General features: G+C 73.1%; 16 protein-coding genes. 3 read left to right on the forward strand and 13 right to left on the reverse strand.

What is annotated here, in order from left to right:
- Positions 1-29 precede the first annotated feature (29 nt).
- From AMA02S_RS05640 to AMA02S_RS05655, 4 genes are all read right to left on the reverse strand, one after another.
- Entirely contained in the window at positions 30-1,427 is a 1,398-nt protein-coding gene (locus AMA02S_RS05640; RefSeq protein ID WP_067452671.1) for an SPFH domain-containing protein, read from the reverse strand.
- A gap of 69 nt (positions 1,428-1,496) precedes the next feature.
- A complete protein-coding gene (locus tag AMA02S_RS05645) occupies positions 1,497-2,585 on the reverse strand; it encodes an ADP-ribosylglycohydrolase family protein (protein ID WP_067452674.1) in 1,089 nt (362 codons plus the stop codon).
- Between the two features lie 106 nt (positions 2,586-2,691).
- Complete coding sequence (locus AMA02S_RS05650; RefSeq protein WP_169806783.1) at positions 2,692-3,177, reverse strand: STAS domain-containing protein; 486 nt, start codon at positions 3,175-3,177, stop codon at positions 2,692-2,694.
- A gap of 255 nt (positions 3,178-3,432) precedes the next feature.
- Positions 3,433-5,379, reverse strand: coding sequence for an nSTAND1 domain-containing NTPase (locus tag AMA02S_RS05655; protein ID WP_157430404.1), 1,947 nt, complete (start codon positions 5,377-5,379; stop codon positions 3,433-3,435).
- Positions 5,380-5,538: 159 nt separating this feature from the next.
- Between AMA02S_RS05655 and AMA02S_RS05660 the strand changes: the two genes are divergently transcribed.
- A complete protein-coding gene (locus AMA02S_RS05660) occupies positions 5,539-5,721 on the forward strand; it encodes a hypothetical protein (protein WP_067452682.1) in 183 nt (60 codons plus the stop codon).
- Between the two features lie 9 nt (positions 5,722-5,730).
- Here AMA02S_RS05660 and AMA02S_RS05665 read toward each other — a convergent pair whose 3' ends face one another.
- From AMA02S_RS05665 to AMA02S_RS05690, 7 genes are all read right to left on the reverse strand, one after another.
- Positions 5,731-7,074, reverse strand: a complete 1,344-nt coding sequence (locus AMA02S_RS05665; protein WP_245667365.1) for an HEXXH motif domain-containing protein — start codon at positions 7,072-7,074, stop codon at positions 5,731-5,733.
- Positions 7,071-7,214, reverse strand: coding sequence for a hypothetical protein (locus AMA02S_RS43970; protein WP_245667366.1), 144 nt, complete (start codon positions 7,212-7,214; stop codon positions 7,071-7,073). The genes AMA02S_RS05665 and AMA02S_RS43970 overlap by 4 nt, the downstream gene beginning before the upstream one ends.
- A gap of 131 nt (positions 7,215-7,345) precedes the next feature.
- Positions 7,346-7,561: a hypothetical protein gene (locus AMA02S_RS43975; protein ID WP_245667367.1), complete on the reverse strand. Its 216-nt coding sequence runs from the start codon at positions 7,559-7,561 to the stop codon at positions 7,346-7,348.
- Positions 7,562-8,105: 544 nt separating this feature from the next.
- Entirely contained in the window at positions 8,106-10,163 is a 2,058-nt protein-coding gene (locus AMA02S_RS05675; RefSeq protein WP_067452688.1) for a xanthine dehydrogenase family protein molybdopterin-binding subunit, read from the reverse strand.
- The gene (locus AMA02S_RS05680; protein WP_067452691.1) at positions 10,160-11,134 is read right to left on the reverse strand and encodes an FAD binding domain-containing protein; all 975 of its coding nucleotides are present in this window, start codon (positions 11,132-11,134) and stop codon (positions 10,160-10,162) included. Before AMA02S_RS05680 ends, AMA02S_RS05675 begins: the two co-directional genes overlap by 4 nt.
- Positions 11,131-11,703, reverse strand: coding sequence for a (2Fe-2S)-binding protein (locus AMA02S_RS05685; protein ID WP_245667368.1), 573 nt, complete (start codon positions 11,701-11,703; stop codon positions 11,131-11,133). Before AMA02S_RS05685 ends, AMA02S_RS05680 begins: the two co-directional genes overlap by 4 nt.
- A gap of 276 nt (positions 11,704-11,979) precedes the next feature.
- A complete protein-coding gene (locus AMA02S_RS05690) occupies positions 11,980-12,354 on the reverse strand; it encodes a phage holin family protein (RefSeq protein ID WP_067452694.1) in 375 nt (124 codons plus the stop codon).
- 453 nt (positions 12,355-12,807) lie between these two features.
- Between AMA02S_RS05690 and AMA02S_RS41375 the strand changes: the two genes are divergently transcribed.
- Positions 12,808-12,951 carry a hypothetical protein gene (locus AMA02S_RS41375; protein WP_157430405.1) on the forward strand — a complete coding sequence of 48 codons (144 nt, stop codon included), beginning with the start codon at positions 12,808-12,810 and terminating at the stop codon, positions 12,949-12,951.
- An 81-nt stretch (positions 12,952-13,032) separates the two neighbouring features.
- On the opposite strand, the gene AMA02S_RS05695 is transcribed toward AMA02S_RS41375, so the two are convergent.
- A complete protein-coding gene (locus tag AMA02S_RS05695; RefSeq protein WP_067452697.1) occupies positions 13,033-13,974 on the reverse strand; it encodes a WD40 repeat domain-containing protein in 942 nt (313 codons plus the stop codon).
- A 151-nt stretch (positions 13,975-14,125) separates the two neighbouring features.
- On the opposite strand from AMA02S_RS05695, the gene AMA02S_RS05700 reads away from it, so the two are divergent.
- Entirely contained in the window at positions 14,126-14,533 is a 408-nt protein-coding gene (locus AMA02S_RS05700; protein WP_067452700.1) for a DUF4259 domain-containing protein, read from the forward strand.
- 6 nt (positions 14,534-14,539) lie between these two features.
- Here AMA02S_RS05700 and galT read toward each other — a convergent pair whose 3' ends face one another.
- Positions 14,540-15,610 carry a galactose-1-phosphate uridylyltransferase gene (gene galT / locus AMA02S_RS05705; protein ID WP_067453896.1) on the reverse strand — a complete coding sequence of 357 codons (1,071 nt, stop codon included), beginning with the start codon at positions 15,608-15,610 and terminating at the stop codon, positions 14,540-14,542.
- Positions 15,611-15,651: the final 41 nt, after the last annotated feature.

The following is a 15,651-nucleotide window of genomic DNA, read 5'->3' on the forward strand; positions in this document are numbered from 1 at the left end:
CCCTCCCCTCGCCTTCCCCCCGTTGGCGGTCACTCGCTAGGCGTCCCGGCGGCGGCGCGAAGGGCGGAGATCACGGCGGCGAGCTGGGTGACCAGGCCGGCGACGCTCGTCTGGTCGGCGCCGTTGACGGTGACGGTCCGCAGCTCGTCCGGCTTGGGCAGCCTGGACATGATCTCCGGGAGGGTCCGGACGAGCTGCCCCTGGAGGGCCGCGGGGGTGCGCCCGTTCTCCACCTCGGCGCGGGCCCGCTCCCGTTCCAGCTCCAGGAGATCCTGCTCGTGCCGCGAGCGGGCGCGTGCGGCCGACACCGCCAGCTCGGCGTCGACCTGGAGGCGCTTGAGCTCCTGCTCCCCCTCGATGCGCAGCCGTCCCATCTCGGTCTCCTCCGCGTGCCGTTCCCGCTCCATCCGCAGTGCGTGCCGGGTGGTCTCGGTCTGCAGCTCGGCGACCTCGCGGGCGTCGTCGTGCTCGCGCTTGGTCCGGCGCAGCTTCTCCGCGACCTCGGTGTCGAACAGCCCCGCCTCGTTGCGGGCCCGCAGCTCGGCCAGCTCCCGCTCGTGCTCCAGCCGCTGCGTCTCCTTGATCCGCGCGGCGGCCATCTCGCGCTGCGCGACGACCTCCTGCGCCTCCAGCTCGGCGAGCCGGGCGATCTGGCTCTGCTCCGCGCGGTAGGGCTTCTGGAGGTTCTCCCAGAGGCGGGACGAACTGACCACCGCCTCCTTGATCTGCACCGTCACGATGCGCAGGCCGAGGCCCTGGTCGCTGTTGTCCTCGCCCTCGGCGACCGCGCGCAGCCGGGCCGTCAGCTCCTCGATGATGGGCTGCTTGTCGCTCAGGACGTCCCGGACCCGCATCGTGGAGACCTTGTCCTTGATGGCCGCCTCCGCCTGCTCCCTGAGCTGGAGGTTCACCAGCCGCATCGGGTCGTCCTCGGCCCCGAAGTCCAGCTTGCGGTAGGCGGTGCCGAAGTCCTGGATGATCCACTGGACGTAGCCCTGGACGAGTACCCCCTGGAGCTCGTGGCAGATGCAGTACGCGTTGATCAGGATGGTCTGCGTCGCGCCCGGGACCACCAGGAACGAGTCGGTGGACGGGTTGTACCGGAACGACACGCCGAGCCCGATGTGCAGGGGCTCCGCCCGCCCGCGCCGGGTGTGCACGACGAACGCGTTCGGCGGGACGAGCACGTTCTTCCAGCGCCAGAATCCGCTGATCCGCACCTCCACCTGCCCGGGCCGCGACGCATCGCCGGACGGCGGCGCGCCGAGCGCCCGGCTGCGCTTGGCGATCGGGCTCTGCGGCGGGGGCGGCACGGCGCCGGGCGCGGCCGGCGCCGGAGGGCGGCGGGCGCGCAGGTCGTCCTCCAGCACCGCCTGCTGCGCGACGACCTTCTCCAGATACGTGTTCCCCTGGTCCGGGCTGCTCATGGGTTTCCTCACTTGCCGGGTTCTCGCTTGGCGGGTTCTCAGTAGCCGGGTTCTCGGTAGCGGAGCCCGCTACCGGGTCGGGTGGCCGGTGTCGTCGTCCGGAGGGTTCGGACCGCACTCGGCGGAGCACATGGCGGCGAGCCGGGCGACCGCCCCGCGGACCTCCACCCCGTCCCGCCACGGCTCGGGGAAGGCCCCGGCGCCGTACCGGGCGCCGAGGATGTTGCCGCAGATGGCGCCCGTGGAGTCGCTGTCGCCGCCGTGGGTGACGGCCAGCCGCATCCGCTCGGCGGCCTCGCCGGGAACGAGCGCCACGTACACGGCGATGGCGATGGCCTCCTCGCCCGTCCAGCCGCCGCCGAGCGTCTGCAGTCGCTCCGGCGTCGCCGGTCCCTCGCCGACGAGCCGCACCGCCCTGGCCAGAGCCTCCAGCGTCTCGCGATTGCCGGGACGCCGCTGGAGCTGCTCGCGGGCAAGGTGCAGCGCCTCGGGGATCTCCGCGCCGCGCACCAGCGCCCACACCATGGCGGCGAGGACCCCCGCCGGCAGGTACCCGCTTGAGTGGCCGTGGGTGAGGGCGGCGGCCTGGCACCCCATGTCGAACGCGTGCGCGGGATCGGAGAACCCGAACCCGCACGGCGCGGCCCGCATGACGCCACCGCACCCCTTGGAGTCGTTGATGGGCTCGACGACGGTACCGAGCGGTATCCCCGGCCGTTGCCGCTCCGCCGCCTTCCGCAGGGCGCTCAGGGTCGACCGGCCGGGCCCGCGCCGTGTCATCAGCGCCCGCTCCTGGACGAGCCACCCGCCGCCGACCATGTCCTGTTCGGGGAATTCCTCCCCCTGCCCCCGGAGCCAGGTCAGGTAGGCGATCTGGAGCATGCCGGGCGCGGCGCCGCCGATGCCCTTCGCCCTGGCGCGCGCGGACGCCTGGACCAGCGCGTGCGCGGTGAACATCGTCAGCTGCGTGTCATCGGTGATCGCACCCGCACCGAACCGCTCCGCCTGGAACCCGTCGGGGCCGTCCGGACCGTACCGGTCGCGGATGCCGTCCAGCGAGAGCCCTTCGAGCGGCGCGCCGAGCGCGTCCCCGATCGCCCCGCCGAGAAGGCATCCCAGCAGCCGTTCCGGATCGGGATATACGGACAGTTCCGGCATGTTGGATAGCCTATTGAACCCCGGCCCACGTCCGCCGCGAAATTCCGCTCGTCCCCTCTCGTCACCGGCGATCGATTCGCAACCGGTGGTCGCCCGGCGGTGAAGGTCAGGGGGCCTGGCGGGACCTGCAATGGGTGAGCAGCCCCGGGGTCGCGTCCCAGCCGATGAGGCGGACGAGCTTGTCGAGGTGCGGCGTGACCGAATGCAGGACGAGCACGCGTTCGCGATCGTCCAGGGCACGGGCGGCCTTGGTGATCGCTCGAAGGCCGGCGACGTCGATGAAGTCGACCCCGGACAGGTCGAGGTGGACATCGCCCGGGGAGCGGGCGTCCGCCGCCCGCAGCGCACGGGCCAGATCGGGTGCGTTGGAGACGTCGACGTCGCCGGTGAGGCGGAGCCATGGCGAGCCGGACGCGGACGCGATGCGCAGCAGCGCCGTGTCGAGTTCGACGCGGTCGTACCGGGGAACGGGCCGCGGCACCGGGCCGCCTTCACCACCGGTGATCCGCCAGACCGTCATCCGCTCCTCGCCCTCCGGCCGAAGCGCGCCCAGGTGGCGCCCCGTCCAGGCCAGGTTCTCATCTGTGCCCACTTTCTGGAGGCCCCCGCGCGGAAAACCGACGTGCGGCAATATTCGGGAGCGTTCCAAGGCCATCTTGTTCAGGCTGCGCGGCTGTTTCCGGGGACGGAGAGGCGCGTTCCGCGCCTTTCACCCTGCGGACGCCGGGGTGCTGATGGAAACTCGACGGGAACCGCTCGAACCTGACCAACCTGGGAAAGACATGGGGGCGACCTGACCCCGATTGCACCGTGAAGATCCCCGTGACGAGCGCCGCGAGGAAGGCGCTCATGGCCGGCGCAACCGTTCCGCCGTCGGGAGCTGGTGGGACGGCAACGGCGGATGCCGGGCGGAGACGGCCCGGTCGGCGAGCCGGACCGCGGCCTCGGCGTCTCCGCGCAGCTGCTGCACGCGGGCGGCGCGCAGCAGCACCGGCCCGTCGTCGACCTCGTCCACGACGGCGCCGTCCAGCTCGCGCACGGCCGCCTCGGTCCGCGACAGCGTGGCCAGCGCGAGCGCGTGCGCGGCCACGGTGGAGGAGGGGGGCGGCTGGTCGCCGATGCGGGCGAAGTCCCGCAGCGCGGACTCGGCGAGGCCCTGGTCGGCCCGGATCTCCCCGCGCAGCCGCAGCGCCTCGGGAATCGCGCCGTCGCGGTCGATGACCTCGTTCAGCCGGTCGATCGCGTACTGCGGCTGCCCCGACTGCCAGAGCGCCTGCGCGAGACCGATCCGGATGGTCGGGTCGTGCGGCAGGCGCGCGTTGGCGACCTGGAACTCCTCCAGCGCGGTGCCCTTCCCGTCACGCTGGAGCCGGCTGCGCCCGGCCGCCGCGTACAGGCGCCCGACGGCCACCCCGTCGCCGAGCGCCTCGCGCATGGCGGCGGCGGTGCGGTAGCGGTGCTCGGCCTCGGCCAGCGGCGCGTGCCCGCGGGACGGCCCGGCCACGGTCGCCCGCTCGTAGGCGACGTCGGCGAGGAACGTCTCGATCTCGGCGGCCTGCCTCATCCCGTCCGGCTCGCAGGCCTGCGCGGCCTGCCGGGCATGCTCGGCGGCCAGGTCGAAGTCCCCGTCGGCGAAGGCCATCGCGGCGGCGCGCATGTGGCCGGACGCACCGAGGTCGGGATCGGGCCATCGGCCCAGGTCGAGCAGCGGGCCCGCGAGCCGCGGATGTTGCAGCTCGTAGGTGGTCACGGCACCCCGCAGGCGCGGCCGGACGAGGTGCCGGTCCGCCAGCGTGCGCAGCACCGCGTCCGCCCGTCCGGACGCCATGGACGCACCGGCGCGGACGAGTTCGCGCACCCACCCGGCCACCTGACCGCGCGGGACATCGTGGACGGCGGCGGTCTCGGCCAGCACCTCCGCGCAGTAGGCGCCGATGGCGTGGTCGGCCTCCGCGCGCAGCCGCCCCGGGGAGTCGGGCTCCGGCGGCGCGTCCGGTGAGGGGTCGTCCGGCCAGAGGTGAGCCCCCACGATCTGCAGGAGCGTCAGGTCGGCGGTCGGCTCCAGGCCCGCCTTTCCGCCGTCCGGTCCCGGCACGGCACGCAGCTCGTCGACGAACCGCCGTGCCTCATCCGCGGCGGAGGGCCGGCCGGTGGCGTCCAGCGTGCGCTGGACGACCTCGGTGAGGGCGCCCGGGCCGAGGGGGTCGAGAGGGAACTCGGCGAACGGCACGTCGCCCAGCCCCTTGCAGAGCCGCGACATCTCGTCCATGTCCTCGGTGCGGACCGAGACGAGGATGCGCGCGTCCGGGCGGGACACCAGCGCCTCGCGCAGCTGCCGCAGGAACCGGCGCCTTCGGTCCTCGTGCGTCCGGGACATGCGCAGCACCAGCTCGGCCTGGTCGATGGCGGCGAACGTGGGCGTACGGTTCGCGTCCCGGCCGGTAGCGGCATAGTCGTGCAGAAAGTCGCCGAGCGAGAGTCCGGGGCGGCGCCGGACAGCCTCGGCGGGATCCCAGCCGTGCAGCAGCGTCAGGACGTAGGGATTCGGGTCGGTCTGGAAGGCCATCGGAATCGTCGGACGGTACGCCGCGCGGCCCACCGGGAGCACCCGCGCATTGCGCGCCCTCAGCCTCGGGATGACGCCGGCGCTCAGCAGCGACGTCTTTCCGACGCCGGGCGGGCCGTGCAGAATCGTCAGCCGATAGTTCTCCCAGAGGTCGGCCAGCGCGCCGGTCTCGCCCGTCCGCCCGAACAGGCGCCACCCGTCGGACACGGCGAAGGGGCGGGCTCCCACGAAGGGGTGTGATGGTCGCCGTGGCGTCTCTGGCTGTGTGGTCAACGGACGGCCCTCGGTCACCGGAAACGGCGGTGCGCTCGACTGGACGGAAAGTGGATCGTAACCGACTCACCACGCCTTTCGCCGGGTTTGCTCAATATTGAGAATTTCCCGCCCGTGCCCTTTTGGCCACCGGACCGGGGTCCGGCGCGACCGGCTCCGGTCGCCTCCGGCACCGGGCCGCGCCCGCCCGCCGAGACGGTGCAGGCGTTCACCGAGACTCTGGGCGCGGAGCACAGGGGCACCGTGGTGGCCGTGGAAGGCCACCACCTGGACTGCGACGTCGACCCGCCTGTCTGAGGACGCCGGTCAGCGGGGTCGTGTCGCCTGCTGGACGGGGACGAGCGGGCCGTGGTCCGCGCACCGGTCCGACAGGTGGCGGTCGGCCTCGGTGCGGGCGGCGACGATCGCCGGGGGCGGGACGGGTTCGCGCCGCCACGCCTCCAGGGTCCGGCACATCCCGGCGACGAACGTCTCGCCCGGCGCGGTGAGACGGCCGCTCGCGACGAGGGTCCGCGCGATCCACAGGGCCGCGTCGCGCCAGCGGACGAAGTCGGTGTGGGCGCTCAGCGCGAGGGCGGACGGCTCGTGATGGCGTTGCCTCCGCCAGAAGCCGGCGATGCCGAGATGCGCGTACGCGCCCTGGAGGAGGCCGGCGACCGGGCGCGGATCGTTTCGCCAGGGCGCGTAGTAGCGCCTCCCGTCGTCGGGTTCGGTGAGGGCCACCAGGTCGAGCAGCGCGGTGAGCTTGGTGTGCTGGACCTCGTGCGCGAACGTCACCGACAGGAACCGGGAGCCGTACGGCGGGGAGAGGCCGACGGCGCCGAAGGCGTGCCGCGCGGTCGCGCTCGTGTGCCCGGCGCCGTCCGACGCGAGCGGGGTGAGCGCCGTGACCGCGCCGGTCGTCTCCGCGCAGATCGTCCAGTGCCGCCGGGCCAGCAGCGCCCAGGCCCGCCGCAGGGTCGCCCGCCACCGGGCCAGTTCCGGGCCAGTGAGCCGGCGGGACAGGACGGTGGCGCCGGGCATGCGGTCGGGGTCGAGGTCGTCCAGGACGAACCGGGCCCTGCTCCCCCGGTGCTCGGCGGTCAGCACGCGCAGCGCCTGCCAGCCGGGGGCGTCCTCGTGCGGATCGGCCGGGACACAGATCGTCAGGCCGTCCGCCGTGAGGGACGGGCGGTGCCCGGCGCGGACGACCGCCGAGCCGGTGCCCGCGGGGAAGACGGCGCGTCCGAGGGAGGGCAGCAGGACCGTCCCGCGGCCGGCCGGGACCTCGATGTCGGCCGCGCGGCCCGCCCGGACCGCCGCTGCCGCCGCGAGGGCGGCCATCTGCTCCGGGCGGGCCGGGAGCGTGCCGTGCCCCTGGAGCGCCAGCAGCGTGCGGCGCGCCCACACGCCCACGGTGGGATAGCGCAGCACCGCCGCCACGGCGTCCGGGTCGGCCTTCTCGATCTCCGCGAGGACCGCGTACGCCTCTCGCGTCCGCCCGGCGCCGGGGTGCCCGGTCGACTCCGCCACGTCCCGCAGGTGCCGGACGAGCAGCAGATGCTTGCCGTGCTCGGCGGCGCGGAGGTACCGGACGGCCGCCTCGCCGCCCGCGCCGGCGGCCAGCGCGAGGAACGCGCTCTCCGGGATCCCGTGGCCGGCCGCCGTCACCGGTCACGGCTCCGTCCACGACTCTGGAGCGCCGCCACGTCCTCGGCCACCGCCGCCCGCACATGGCCGATCAGCTTGCGGAGGTCGCCGGAGTAGACCGACGGGTTCAGGAATCCGCCGCCCTTCCGGTGGCGGTGCATGTACAGGCCGCCGCCGCAGATCAGTGCCGCCTCGCAGGACAGGCACTGGTCGGACAGGGCCCGCTCGCCGATCTGGCGGGCGGCGATGGCGGGCAGCAGCAGCGCCGTCTCGAAGGAGTGGTCGACGACGTTCAGGAGGCCGGCGAACAGGCGACGGTAGGGGGTGCGGTGAGCCGTGCCAGGCCCGCGGAGACGTCCGCGTGGCTGCCCTCGCCGCCGCGCCGGCGCCGGTGCAGGTCATGCGCCCGCCGGTCACCGTCCACGCTCACGCCGACGAGGACGTCCCGCTCGTCGAACAGGCGCAGGAAGGCCGTGTTGAGCAGCACGCCGTTGGTCTGCACGCGCACCGTCACCTTCACCCGCGAACCGGAGAGCGCACCGTGGAACGCGTCGAGGGCGTAGCGCAGATGCTCGGTCCCCGCCAGCAGCGGTTCGCCCCCCGTGCAGGAAGACCTCGACCTCGTCCAGGCCGAAGTCGCGTGCGTGTTCGGCGATCCGCACCGCGACCTGGTCCAGGGTGGCGCGCGGCATCCGGCGCGGCTTGCCGCGCCAGCCCTGGTCCGCCATCTCGTACAGGTAGCAGTAGTCGCAGGCCAGGTTGCAGGGCTGTGCACCTTGACCACGAACTGCCGGAACGGCGTCGGACGCCAGCCGTCCCGCAGCAGCGCGCCGACGTCCAGGCGCGCAGGCCATTCGTCCGGGGAGGGGTCTCCGCCGGGGTCGACGCCGGTGACCACGCCGATCAGCTCCTCGGGTGAGATCCGGGCATGCCCGTCCGCGTTTGGGCGATGTGCCCGTTTCCTACTCCCGCGGGGTGATCGTCAAACGCCGGCCACGGGCCACTTCGCGCCACCGCGGTGGCCGCGCGAGGCCGCGTGAGGCCGCACGCGGTCAGAGTTCCGGAAGCAGCCGGGACGGGGTGATGGGCAGGTCGCGGACACGGACCCCGGTGGCGTGATAGACGGCGTTGGCGATCGCCGCGGCGGCGCCGACGATGCCGATCTCCCCGATGCCCTTCGTGCCCATCGGGTTCAGGTGCGGGTCGGACTCCTCGACCCACACCGCCTCGATGTCGCGGACGTCCGCGCAGGCCGGGACGTGGTACTGCGCGAGGTCACGGGTGAGGTAGTCGCCGAACTCGGCGTCCATCACGCTCTCTTCCAGCAACGCCATGCCGAGACCCATCGTCATGCCGCCGATGAACTGGGACCGCGCCGTCTTCGGGTTGATGATCCGCCCGGCCGCGAAGACGCCGAGCATCCGGCGGACACGGACCTCGCCGGTGTCGACGTCGACCTCGACGTCGGCGAACTGCGCGCCGAACGCGTGCCGGGCGTACTCGTCCCGCCCCTTGACCTCCTCGGCGGTGTCGGCGGACGCCTCCACTCCCTCGGGCGGGACGGCGCCGTTCAACCTGCCGCGCAGCGCCTCGCAGGCGCGGACCACGGCCGTCCCCCAGCTCGACGTCCCGGCGGAACCGCCCGCGACCGACGCCTTGGGGAACGCGCTGTCGCCGATCTCCATCCGCACCCGGTCGAGATCCGCCTTGAGCGCCTCGGCCGCGATCAGGGCGAGCGCGGTGCGGGCGCCGGTGCCGATGTCGGAGGCGGCGATCCGGACGGTGAACGTCCCGTCCGGCTCGGCGCGGGCCGTCGCCCTGTTGGGCTGCATGTAGGCGGGGTAGGTCGAGGCGGCCACACCCGTCCCGAGGAGCTTGCGGCCCTGCCGGCGGACACCGGGCTCGGGGTCACGGGCCACCCAGCCGAACCGGTCGGCGCCCTCGCGCAGGCAGGCGACGAGGCCGCGGGAGCTGAACGGCAGGCCGCTCTCGGGCTCCCGGTCGGTGTCGTTGCGGACGCGCAGCTCGATGGGGTCGATCCCGGCGGCGACCGCCAGCTCGTCCATGGCCGACTCGAGCCCGAACATGCCGGGCGTCTCGCCGGGCGCCCGCATCCAGGACGGCGTGGGGACGTCCAGGCGCGCCAGCCGGTGCGACGTCCGGCGGTGCGGCGCCCGGTACATGACGCGGGTGGGTGTCGCGGTCTGCTCGGCGAACTCCCGGACGGTGGACGTCTGCTCGACCACCTCGTGCACGATCGCGTTGAGCCGCCCGTCCTCGTCGGCGCCGAGCCGGATCCGCTGGATGGTCGGCGTCCGGTAGCCGGTCGTGGCGAACATCTGCTGCCGGGGCACGGCGAACTTGACGGGACGTCCGGCGGCACGTGCGGCCATCACCGTGAGGACGGCGTTCGGCCGGGGCGTCCCCTTGGCGCCGAACCCGCCGCCCACATGCGGCGCCACGACGCGCACCTGGCCGACGTCCAGGCCGAAGATCCGGGCGAGCGTGCTCTGGACGATCGACGAGCCCTGGTTCGAGTCGTAGAGCGTGAGGGTTCCGTCCTCATCCCACCGGGCGATCGTGGAGTGCGGCTCCATCGGGTTGTTGTGCTCGGCGGGGGTCGTGTAGGTGGCGTCCACGCGGACAGCCGAGTTCGCGAACGCCTCGTCCGGGGTGCCCTGGCCGGTGTCGGCGGGAAAGCCCGGATTGACCGACTCGGGCTTGTAGAGGCCGGGGTGGTCGGCGCGCAGCCGCACGTCCGGGGTCTCCGACCTGTAGTCGACGCGGACGAGCCTGGCCGCCTCCCGAGCCGTTTCCAGCGTCTCGGCGACGACGGCGGCGACGAACTGGCCGCGGTAGGAGACCTTCCGTGACTGGAAGAGGGCGAGTTCCCCGTCGTCCACCTCGTTCAGCCGCGGTGCGTTCTCGCACGACAGGACGGCCAGGACGCCGGGAAGCCGCAGCGCCTCCTCGGTGCCGACCGAGGTGACCTCGCCCCGTCCGACGCTCGCCTGGACGGCCGCCGCGTAGGCGACGCCCTCGACGGGGTACTCGAACGCGTAGCGCGCCTCCCCGGTGATCTTCTCGCGGCCCTCCAGCCGATCGGTCATGTGCCCTCTCCCAGCTCGATCAGCGTCCGGACGATCAGGTTGCGCGCCAGCGGCACCTTGTAGGCGTTGTCGCGCAGCGGCTCGGCGGCCTCCAGTTCGGCCTCCGCGGCGCGCAGGAAGGACCCCTGCGTCGCCGGCGCCCCGCGCAGCACGTCCTCGGCGCGCCTGGCCCGCCACGGTTTGTGCGCCACACCGCCCAAGGCGAGCCGAACCTCCTGCACCGCGCCGTCCTCCACCCGCAGCGCGGCGGCGATCGAGACGAGCGCGAACGCGAACGACGCGCGTTCCCTGACCTTGCGGTAGCGGGACGGCATGCCGAGCGGGGGCACCTCCACGGCCGTGACCAGTTCCCCCGGCGCGAGGGTGGTGTCCCGCTCCGGCTCGTCGTCGGGGAGCCTGTAGAAGTCCTCGAACGGGATGTACCTCTCTCCGGCGTGCCCTTGGACCTGGACCGACGCGTCCAGCGCGGCCAGGGCCACCGCCATGTCGGACGGGTGCGTCGCCACGCACGCGTCCGAGTGGCCGAGGATCGCGAGGTTGTGGTGTTCGCCTTCCCTGGCCGGGCATCCGCTGCCCGGTTCGCGCTTGTTGCACGGCTTGGAGGCGTCCTGGAAATAGGAACAGCGGGTGCGTTGCAGGAGGTTGCCGCCGACCGTGGCGAGATTGCGTATCTGTCCGGACGCGCCCGCGAGCACGGCCTGGGTCAGGACGGGATGCCCCTCGCGCACGGTCCGGTCCGCGGCCAGGTCACTGTTGCTCACCGTCGCGCCGATGACGAGCCCGCCGTCCGGCTTCAGCTGGATCTGGTCATAGGGCAGGTGCGCGACGTCCACGAGCCGGGTCGGTTCCTCCACTCCGAGCCGCATCAGGTCCACGAGGTTGGTTCCGCCACCAAGGTAGACGGCCCCGTCGTGGTGCCGGGCGAGAGCGTCTTCCACGCTCGTGGCGCGCTCGTATGCGAAAGGCCTCATGCTTCCGCCGCCTCCCTGCCGGTCTTGCCGCCGCTCGCCTTCTCGCGCGCCGCCGCGTCCTTCACCGCCGCGACGATGCCCACGTAGGCACCGCAGCGGCACAGGTTGCCGCTCATGCGTTCCCGTATCTCGTCCTCGTCCAGGACGGGTTCGGAGCCGAGGTCCTGGGTCACCGCGCTGGGCCAGCCGCGTTCCGCCTCGTCCAGCACCGCCGTCGCGGAGCAGAGCTGACCGGGAGTGCAGTAGCCGCACTGGAAGCCGTCATGATCGACGAACGCCTTCTGGACAGGACTGAGCCGCCCGTCCCGCGCGAGGCCCTCCACGGTGACGATCTCGGCGCCGTCATGGGCGACCGCCAACGCAAGGCACCCGTTCACGCGGCGCCCGTCGAGCAGGATGGTGCACGCACCGCACTGCCCGTGGTCGCAGCCCTTCTTCGAGCCCGTCAGCCCGAGGTCCTCGCGCAGCACGTCCAGCAGGGACGCGCGGGTATCCGTGGTGAGCCGGTGCTCCTGCCCGTTCACGGTGAGGGTGATATCGGCGTGTATCGGAGTGACTTCGCTGTCCATGAGCCGGTCCCTACCCCGGATCACCGAGGTGAGTCAGGCCGTGCGTCCGGTCCCCGTCGTGAGCGGGGACCGCGGTTCGGCTCGCCCGGCGGCTCCTCCGGCAGAGGCACCCGGCCCCCGCGGGGCGGGGGCCGGACGCGGGCCGGAGATGAGAGCGGAAGCCCGCGCGGCCGGGAAACCCGGCCGTCATGCCCGGAGTGTACGTCCTCGATGCTCTTTGTCCCTGCCATCCCGTTTATGGCTGGACGACCGGTAATGGTCATCACCGGACGGGCATCAGTCTTCCTCGGTGAGGATCTCGGTGACCCGCCGCACCGTCTCGGTCGGCAGGGGCGCGGGCAGCCCGCGCCACTTGCGGGACGCCGCGAGCGCCGCAGCACCCGCCCCGCCGCCGTACGCCAACGCCGCGACGAAGGACGCCAACTCGGGCGGGAGTTTTCGCTCCAGCAACTGCACGTTCATCCGGTAGGTCGCGGCGGTGGCGAACAACCCGAGCGCCCCCGCCAGCGCGCCGAGCCGCAGCGCGGGCACGCGCTGCCTGGCCTTGGCCGCCATCTCCTCCTGCGCCGCCTCGACCACTTGCCGAACGAGCGCGAGGTTCTGCGACACCGGATCGTCCCCGACCCTCGCCGCCTCGCGTGACTCCGTCATGACCTCGGCTTACCCGCCACGAGACGAAGGATTCAAGCCAGGAGATTGTCACCATCGGTCACATTGCGATTGCTCTACGTCGCCAGACAGGTGTCGTCACAGTAAAAGGCCGGACCGGTCCATACAACCGTTCGAACTCCCCGATTTCTACGTCCCGTACCCGGTCCGGCTGAACCCGCATCTGGACGGCGCGCGGAAGCACAGCATGGCGTGGGCCCGCGAGATGGGCACGGGACGACACCCGCGACGCGGGCGCCCTCGCCGCACTCCAGGCAGCCGGCCGGTACGCGGAATGGAGCCATGAACGCGCGTGTTATCACTGGTGAGAGCGCCCAGGTCTAGACCATTTTGCTAAACCAGGTGGGTCATCGGGGAAAATCTTCTTTTCGGCCGGTCCGGATGCCGCGCGATCCGGAACCGGCCGTTCGGATGCACGGGAGGAAAGCAGCAGCAATGGACAACCCTCTGGCGAACCCTCGTCGCACGAAGCTCGACGCCTGGCCGTCGCGGCGGCCGGTGGACTCTGACCGCGACCATGCGGGACGTCCCGCCGACGCGGAGTCCGCGGCGTCCGAGGACGAACTCGCCGCCCGTTGACCGCGGCTTCGCCGGGGCCCGTCCGAACACCGGACGGGCCCCGGCGTTTTCATGCCAGGACGTCACCCAAGGCAACAACGCCTAAAGGCATGGGGGGATCGTGTAGAGGCCGTTGTCGGTGGCGACGGCGGAGGTCCCGTCCGGGGTCAGGGCCAGGTCGTTGATCGGCGCGGGCATCCGGATGTGGCGCAGGTCGTCGGGCGCCGCGACGTCCCAGAGCAGGACGGCGCCGCCGGGGGTGTCGGCGGCGGCCAGGAGGCGGCCGAACGCGGAGGCGGCGGCCACCTGGTCGCAGACGATGGGGGCGGGGAGTTCGGCGAGCGGCCCGCCGTCGAGGTGGCGGACGACCAGGCCGGTCAGACCGGGCTGTACGAGGACGGGACCGGCCGGGCCCTCTGCGAAGGCCGCGCAGCGGGAGCCGGGGGACGGCAGGCGGGCGACCTCCGCACCGCGCTCCACGTCCAGGATGCTGACCTGGCAGCAGTCGGTGCCGCCGGCGCGTTCGGTGTCGCAGACCAGCCCGACGAGCGGGCCCGTCGCAGGCAGAAGGCGGCGGTCGATGGCCGACGAGTGGCCGAGCCAGACGCCGAACTCGCCCAGGCGGTCGCCGTTGGCGGCGTCCCACAGGACGACCTCGGCGTCGTGGGCGGGGCCGAAGACGGCGACGACCGCGCCCCGGCCGTGGTGCGAGGACAGCCCCACGAGGTCGGGGTGGGCGGAGCGGTCCGGTTCGAGCGTGAGGTCGTCCCCCGTGCGCAGGTCGTGGACGTGGATGCGGTCACGGCGCGTCCACACGACGACGGGCGCGCCGTCCGGGAGGCCGAACGCCCATTCGGCGCGGTCGTCGGGGAAGTCCGGGACGGGCGGGCCGAGGGGCGAGCCGGATGCGAGGTCCCATGCCTGGCCGAGGTTCGCCCCCGTCCCGGCCTGGGAGGTGAACGCGAGGGGGGTTCCGGCGGCGGTCACCGCGACGCCGTCGAACATCCCGGGCGCCGACGGGCCGGCCGGCACGCTTTGGAGCATGCGACGGAGGTTAGGGCACCGGCTCACGATCGTTCCAGCTTGTGCCGGAAAAGCCGCCCCGCGGTGGCGGGCACCGTGCAGGCGGCGGGTTGTCGGTGCGTTCGGCTAGGTTTCCACGCATCGAAACGATGCCGTCGAAACAGGAGGGCGCATGGGCGCTTGGGGGCAGGGACCGTTCGACAACGACACCGCGATGGACTTCGTGGGCGGGCTGACCGATCGTCCGCCGGCCGAGGTGCCGGGCGCGCTCCGCTCGGCCATGGCCTCGGTCCTGGACCGCGACGACTATCTCGACAGCGACGAGATAGAGGAGGCACTCGCGGCGGCGTGCCTGGTCACGGCCCGCCTCGCCCCGTCCGTGCCGCTGACCGGCAGCGTGCGCAAGTACCTGGCGGATCTGGAGTTCGGCGCAGACCCTGACCTGCGCGACCTCGCGGTGCGGGTGTTCGTGCGGGCATTCGACCCGTCCGACAACGAGTGGTACGAGCTGTGGACGGACGGCGGCGGCCCCGGCAAGATCGAGGCGGCGCTGGCTCCCTACCGCGCCGCGGTCGGCTGACCGCGGTCAGCCGGCTTCGCGGAGGCGGGCGGCCGACTGCTCCGGCGGGACGTCGTTGATCCAGGCGGCCATGCCCGACTCCGAGCCCGCCAAGTATTTGATCTTGTCGGCGGCGCGCCGGATGGAGAACAGCTCCAGATGCAGGCGGACGAGGTCGCGGCCCTCGCCGATCGGGGCCTGGTGCCAGGCCGCGACGTACGGCAGCGGAACGTCGTAAAGCCTGTCGCAGCGGCGGAGGAGTTCCTTGTACAGGACGGCCAGCTCCGCGCGCTCGGCATCGGTGAGGGCGACCAGGTCGGGGACGTGGCGATGCGGCATCAGGTGCACCTCGACGGGCCAGCGGGCGGCGGCGGGGACGAAGGCCGTCCAGTGCTCGCCGGGCAGCACGACCCGGGCGCCCGCGCGCTCCGCCGCGAGGACGTCGCCGAACAGCTCACCGCCGGTGGACGCGCGGTGCCGGGCCGCCATCGCCTGCATCCGTCCGGTGCGCGGGGTGACGAACGGGTAGCCGTAGATCTGCCCATGCGGATGGTGCAGGGTGACGCCGATCTCGACGCCGCGGTTCTCGAACACGTACACCTGCTCGATGCCGGGCAGCGCGGACAGGTCGGCGGTGCGGTCGGCCCACGCCTCGATGACGGTGCGGACGCGGGTCACCGGCAGCAGCGACAGCGCGGCGGAGTGGTCGTCGGTGAAGCACACGACCTCGCAGCGTCCCGCGCCGCGTGCCCGTTCGAAGACCGCCGCGCCGTCCACCACCGGCGGGACGCCGGGGGTGCGGGCGTCGAAGGAGGGGAAGCGGTTCTCGAACACGGCGACGTCGTAGCCGGCATCCGGGATCTCCGAGGCGGGGCCGCCGGGGCACAGCGGGCACTCGTCGGCGGGCGGCAGGAACGTGCGGGTGTTGCGGTGCGCGGTGATCGTCACGTGGTCACCGGTCAGCGGGTCGCGTCGCGTCTCGCACAGCGGCTCGACCGGCGGGAGGCCGCGCAGGTCGGGCGCCGGCACCCGGCCCGGTGTCTCGTCGTAGTAGACGATCTCGCGGCCGTCCGACAGCCGCGCACGCGTGCGCCTCACCTCGCAGAACACGTCACCTCACCTGTTGTGAATCTTGCCTC

Origin of the sequence: Actinomadura macra NBRC 14102, from assembly GCF_001552215.1 — a bacterium.
Classification (GTDB): domain Bacteria; phylum Actinomycetota; class Actinomycetes; order Streptosporangiales; family Streptosporangiaceae; genus Spirillospora; species Spirillospora macra.

Coding starts and splice junctions, on each gene's coding strand:
- AMA02S_RS05640 (WP_067452671.1), bottom strand. CDS start 1,427: ATGAGCAGCCCGGACCAGGGGAACACGTATCTGGAGAAGGTCGTCGCG.
- AMA02S_RS05685 (WP_245667368.1), bottom strand. CDS start 11,703: ATGGACAGCGAAGTCACTCCGATACACGCCGATATCACCCTCACCGTG.
- AMA02S_RS05645 (WP_067452674.1), bottom strand. CDS start 2,585: ATGCCGGAACTGTCCGTATATCCCGATCCGGAACGGCTGCTGGGATGC.
- AMA02S_RS05675 (WP_067452688.1), bottom strand. CDS start 10,163: ATGACCGATCGGCTGGAGGGCCGCGAGAAGATCACCGGGGAGGCGCGC.
- AMA02S_RS41375 (WP_157430405.1), top strand. CDS start 12,808: ATGGACAACCCTCTGGCGAACCCTCGTCGCACGAAGCTCGACGCCTGG.
- AMA02S_RS05690 (WP_067452694.1), bottom strand. CDS start 12,354: ATGACGGAGTCACGCGAGGCGGCGAGGGTCGGGGACGATCCGGTGTCG.
- AMA02S_RS05680 (WP_067452691.1), bottom strand. CDS start 11,134: ATGAGGCCTTTCGCATACGAGCGCGCCACGAGCGTGGAAGACGCTCTC.
- AMA02S_RS05700 (WP_067452700.1), top strand. CDS start 14,126: ATGGGCGCTTGGGGGCAGGGACCGTTCGACAACGACACCGCGATGGAC.
- AMA02S_RS43970 (WP_245667366.1), bottom strand. CDS start 7,214: ATGCACCGCCACCGGAAGGGCGGCGGATTCCTGAACCCGTCGGTCTAC.
- AMA02S_RS05695 (WP_067452697.1), bottom strand. CDS start 13,974: ATGCTCCAAAGCGTGCCGGCCGGCCCGTCGGCGCCCGGGATGTTCGAC.